Source organism: Streptomyces sp. NH27, assembly GCF_056859195.1.
Genome location: NZ_JACEGK010000553.1, coordinates 1 through 5,065, shown reverse-complemented (window position 1 = coordinate 5,065; position 5,065 = coordinate 1). Strand labels below are relative to the sequence as shown.

The 5,065-nt window shown below is 74.3% G+C and carries 3 protein-coding genes; all 3 read right to left on the bottom strand.

Annotated features, from left to right (window positions below):
- Positions 1-72: 72 nt before the first annotated feature.
- Positions 73-1,995 carry an acyl-CoA dehydrogenase family protein gene (locus AC13HU_RS31725; RefSeq protein ID WP_483045429.1) on the bottom strand — a complete coding sequence of 641 codons (1,923 nt, stop codon included), beginning with the start codon at positions 1,993-1,995 and terminating at the stop codon, positions 73-75.
- Positions 1,996-2,152: 157 nt separating this feature from the next.
- Positions 2,153-3,613 (bottom strand): aldehyde dehydrogenase family protein, encoded by a 1,461-nt coding sequence (locus AC13HU_RS31720; RefSeq protein WP_483045428.1) that lies wholly within the window; start codon positions 3,611-3,613, stop codon positions 2,153-2,155.
- A 279-nt stretch (positions 3,614-3,892) separates the two neighbouring features.
- Positions 3,893-5,065 (bottom strand): PucR family transcriptional regulator (locus tag AC13HU_RS31715; RefSeq protein ID WP_483045427.1); only part of this gene is annotated, 1,173 nt, incomplete at its 5' end.

Sequence of the window (5,065 nt, the reverse complement as noted above, 5' to 3'; positions counted from 1 at the left end):
CCCCCCGACCGCCCCGACCCGACCGCCCCTGCGCGCCGGCCCGCACGCGAGCGGGCCGGCGCGCGGGACGGTTCAGCGCACCGGGCGCCGTACGTTGTCGGTCATGGACGGCCCGGGGGTCGCGTCGGCGATCCACGCGCCCACGCCGCCGGTGTCCACGATGCCCTCCTCCAGCCAGCCGACCTTGCCCTCGAGGACGGCCTTGGCCAGGTGCCGGTCCGGGCTGTCGGTGTTGGTCCACAGCCGGGCGAAGAGCTCCTCCACCCGGACCCGGGACTGGCGGCAGAACGCGTCGGCGAGGCCACGGGCGGTCCGGCCGTGCTCGCCCTCGGCGGCCAGGTGCTCGGCGCGTACGCACACCGCGCTCATCGCGAACAGCTCGGCGCCGATGTCCACGATCCTGGCCAGGAAGTTCTGCTTCAGCTCCATCCGGCCCTGCCAGCGGGACATGGCGTAGAAGGTGCTGCGGGCGAGCTTGCGGGAGGTGCGCTCGATGTACCGCAGGTGCCCGGCGAGGTCGCCGAACTCGGCGTACGAGGTGGGCAGTTGCCCGGGTCCCGCGACGAGCTTCGGCAGCCAGCGGGCGTAGAAACCGCCGGCCTTGGCGCCCGCTCTGGCCTTGTCGGCAAGGGTGCTGTCGGGGTCGATGAGGTCGCCGGCGACCGACAGGTGGGCGTCGACGGCTTCCCGGGCGATCAGCAAGTGCATGATCTCGGTGGAGCCCTCGAAGATCCGGTTGATCCTCAGATCGCGCAACATCTGCTCGGCGGGGATCGCGCGCTCGCCGCGCGCGGCGAGCGAGTCGGCGGTCTCGAAGCCGCGACCGCCGCGGATCTGCACCAGCTCGTCGGCCATCTTCCAGGCCGCCTCGGAACCGAAGAGCTTGGCGAGCGCGGCCTCGATCCGGATGTCGTTGCGGTCCTCGTCGGCCATCTGCGAGGACAGGTCGACCACGGCCTCCAGCGCGAAGGTGGTGGCCGCGATGTAGGCGATCTTCGAGCCGACCGCCTCGTGCTCGGCGATCGGCTTGCCCCACTGCTCGCGGGCCGCCGACCACTCCCGGGCCACCTTCAGGCACCACTTGCTCGTCCCGACGCAGGCCGCGGGCAGCGAGAGCCGGCCGGTGTTCAGGGTGGTCAGCGCGATCTTCAGGCCGGCGCCCTCGGGGCCGATCCGGTTCGCGGCGGGCACCCGCACCTGGTGGAGGCGGGTGACACCGTTCTCGATGCCGCGCAGTCCCATGAAGGCGTTGCGGTTCTCCACGGTGATGCCCTCGGAGTCCGCCTCGACCACGAAGGCGCTGATGCCGCCCGGGTGGCCCTCCGACCGCGGCACCCGGGCCATCACCACCAGCAGGTCGGCGACGACACCGTTGGTGGTCCACAGCTTGACGCCGTCGAGCAGGTAGTCGTCGCCGTCGGGCACGGCGGTGGTGGCCAGCCGGGCCGGGTCGGAGCCGACGTCCGGCTCGGTGAGCAGGAAGGCGCTGATGTCGGTACGGGCGCAGCGCGGCAGGAACGTGTCCTTCTGCTCCTGGGTGCCGAACATCTTCAGCGGCTGCGGCACGCCGATCGACTGGTGGGCCGACAGCAGCGCGCCGACCGCGGGGTTGACGGAGCCGACCATGGCCAGCGCCTTGTTGTAGTACACCTGGGTGAGACCGAGGCCGCCGTAGGACTCGTCGATCTTCATGCCGAACGCGCCCAGTTCCTTCAGGCCGCGCACCACCTCGTCGGGGATCAGCGCGTCGCGCTCGATCCGGGCGCCGTCCACCTCGGTCCGCAGGAAGTCGCCGAGCCGGGCGAGGAACGTCTCGCCCTTCGCCACCGCCTCGGGCTCGGGCAGCGGGTGCGGGTGGATCAGGTCGAGCCGGAACCGGCCGAGGAACAGCTCCTTGGCGAAGCTGGGCTTGTGCCAGTCCTGCTCGCGGGCGGCCTCGGCCACCTGTCGGGCTTCGCGTTCTGAGACGTTGCGTGTTGCGGTGGGTGCGGACACGGTTTGCGTCACCTCCGGGTAGGCCGGCTACCGACCGGTGCTACGTGTCCGTACTACCCGACATCCGACAAACCAGCCACCGAAGTTCGGCCGGGCCGCTGACGCGAGGTCAACGGCCCGGCCGTACCGGGGCGGCGCCGCGGCCGCCGAGCGGCCCCTACAGGTCGAGCCCGGTCAGCACCAGCACCCGCTCGTAGGTGTAGTCGTCCATCGCGTACTTCACGCCCTCGCGGCCGTGCCCGGAGTCCTTCACCCCGCCGTACGGCATCTGGTCGGCGCGGTAGGACGGCGCGTCGCCGATGATCACACCACCGACCTCCAGGACCCGGTGGGCCCGGAAGGCGATCTGGAGGTCGTGGGTGAACACGCCGGTCTGCAGACCGAACCGGGAGTCGTTGACCGCCGCGAACGCCTCCTCGGCGCCGTTGACCCGATGCAGCGACAGCACCGGCCCGAACGCCTCCGCGGTGGCCAGCACCGCGTCGCCCGGCAGGTCCGCGAGCACCGTCGGCGCGTACGTCGCCCCGTCCCGGGTGCCGCCGGTGAGCAGCTTGGCGCCCTTGGCGACGGCGTCGTCCACCCACTGCTCGACGCGCTCCGCGGCGGCCTCGCTGACCAGCGGGCCGACGTCGGTGGCGGCGTCGGAGGGGTCGCCGGTGACCTGGGCGCGCACCTTGGCGACGATCTTCTCGGCGAGCGCGTCGTACACGCAAGCGTCGGCGATGACCCGCTGCACCGAGATGCAGGACTGGCCCGCCTGGTAGTTGGCGAAGGTGGCGATCCGGGTGGCCGCCCACTCCAGGTCCTGCTCGCTCGACCAGTCCGCGAGCACGACCGCCGCGGCGTTCCCGCCCAGCTCCAGCGTGACGTGCTTGCGCGGTACGGAGTCCATGATCTGGTATCCGACGGTGTCGGAGCCGGTGAACGAGATCACCGGCAGCCGCGGGTCCCGCACCAGCTCGGGCATCCGGTCGTTCGGCACCGGCAGCACGCTCCAGGCGCCCTCGGGCAGCCCCTCGGTCTCGGCGAGCAGCTCGCCGAGCAGCAGCGCCGACAGCGGGGTGGCCGGTGCGGGCTTGAGGATGATGGGCGCGCCGACCGCGATCGCCGGGGCGACCTTGTGCGCGACCAGGTTCAGCGGGAAGTTGAACGGCGCGATGCCCAGCACCGGACCGCGCGGGAAGCGGCGGGTCAGCGCGAGCCGGCCGACGCCGCCCGGGTCGGTGTCCAGCCGCTGCGCCTCGCCGCCGTTGAAGCGCCGCGCCTCCTCGGCGGCCCAGCGGAACACGGACACCGCGCGGCCGACCTCGCCGCGCGCCCACTTCAGCGGTTTGCCGTTCTCCGCGGTGATCAGGCCGGCGATTTCCTCGGCCCGCTCCGCCAGCCGCTTCGCCACGTGGTCCAGCGCGGCAGCCCGTACGTGGGCGGGGGTCGCCGCGAACGCGTCCGTCGCCGCGGCCGCCGCCGCGACGGCCTGCTCGACCTGGTCCTCGCCCGGCACGGAGACCCGGCCGACCAGGCCGCCGTCCCACGAGTTGGTCACGTCGAACGTCTCCTCGCCGCGGGCCGGGCGGCCGGCAAGCCAGAACGCGTACGGGGCTGCGCCTGTGGTGGTCACGGTCTTTCCGCCCTTTCCTCGGATGCGGGCCAAACTAGTCGGCGCCGCCGCGCCCCTCCCTTGTCCACGGCGGAGCACGCCCCCCACCCTCCGCTACATCTTGGCCAGGGCCCCGGACCCGCCGGGGTGGTCGGCGCTGTCGGTCCGGGGATCACCTGACGGTGGATGGCTTCGCGCGCACTTCTCCCGCCGGCTTTGCCGGGAGGCGCCCCAGCGTCCCTGGGTTCGTGCGGCTCCTGGCGCGACAGAACGGGCGCCCCAGAGGTCGGGGCGCCCTTGCTACGCCTCGGTCTTGAGGGCGAGCCACAGCTCCATCCGGACGTCCGGGTCGTCCAGCGAGCGCCCGAGGATCTCCTCGACCCGCCGCATCCGGTACCGCAAGGTGTGCCGGTGGACGCCGAGGTCCGCGGCGGCGGCATCCCACTGACCGTGGTGGGCGAGCCAGGCGGCGAGCGACGCCACCAGGTCCCCGCGCGACGTGGCGTCGTGCTCCCGCAGCGGCCGCAGCAGCCCCTCGGCGAAGGCACGCACCGCGTCGTCGGCGAGCAGCGGGACGACCGAGCCGACCCCGACCTCGCCGTGCTCGACCAGGTTCACCCCGCGCCGCCGGGCGACTGCGAGGGCACGCTCGGCCTGGTCGTGAGCGGTGGGCGCGTCGGCGGGATCGACCGGCGCGGACAGGCCGGCCGCGAGGCCGGCCTCGGCCTCGGCCAGGTCGGTGGCCGCGGTGAGCGCCGCGGCGCCCTCGGCGGCGAGCAGGATCAGCCGCCCGCCCTCGGCGACGACCAGCAGGGGCTCGGCGGCGCGGACCGCCGCGGCCTCCGCGCGCTCGGCGAGCAGCGCCGGCGCCTCCGGCGCCTGCGGCCCGGGCGTGGCCGCCGCGGCGCCGTTCGCCTCGGCGATGAGCATCCGCACCGGCGCGTCGAGCAGCGTGCCGTACAGCGGCCCCGCGGTGGTGCGGGCATGCTCCGCCTCGCCCGCCAGCAGCATCCGCAGCAGTGCCGCGGAGAGCCGGCCCTGCGCGGCGACCAGGGCGCGGGACTGTTCGAGCGACAGCGTCAGCAGCGCGACGGCGGCGTGCACCACGTAGCGCGCGGCGGTGTCGAGACGCTCCTCGGTGCCGACCGCGAGGAAGCCGCGCGCACGGCGCCCGGTGCCCAGTGACTGCAGCTCGACCCGGTCCTCGCTGCCGGCCGGACCGGCCACCGCCGCGCTCGCCGGCGCCGGGACGGCCCGCCGCCGGTCGATCTCGCCGCCCAGCCGCGCGGCCCTGCGGCCCGCCCACTCCGGCGCCACGGCCAGCACCGCGCCGGACGCGTCGTACAACGCCGCCCAGCCGTTCAGGTGCGCCGCGAGCCGGGCCAGCAGCGCGCCGGTGCCGTCGGGGGCCAGGGCGGCCCGGGTCAGCTCCCGCTGCGCCTCGAACCCGGCTGTCACCGCCTGGTACCGGTC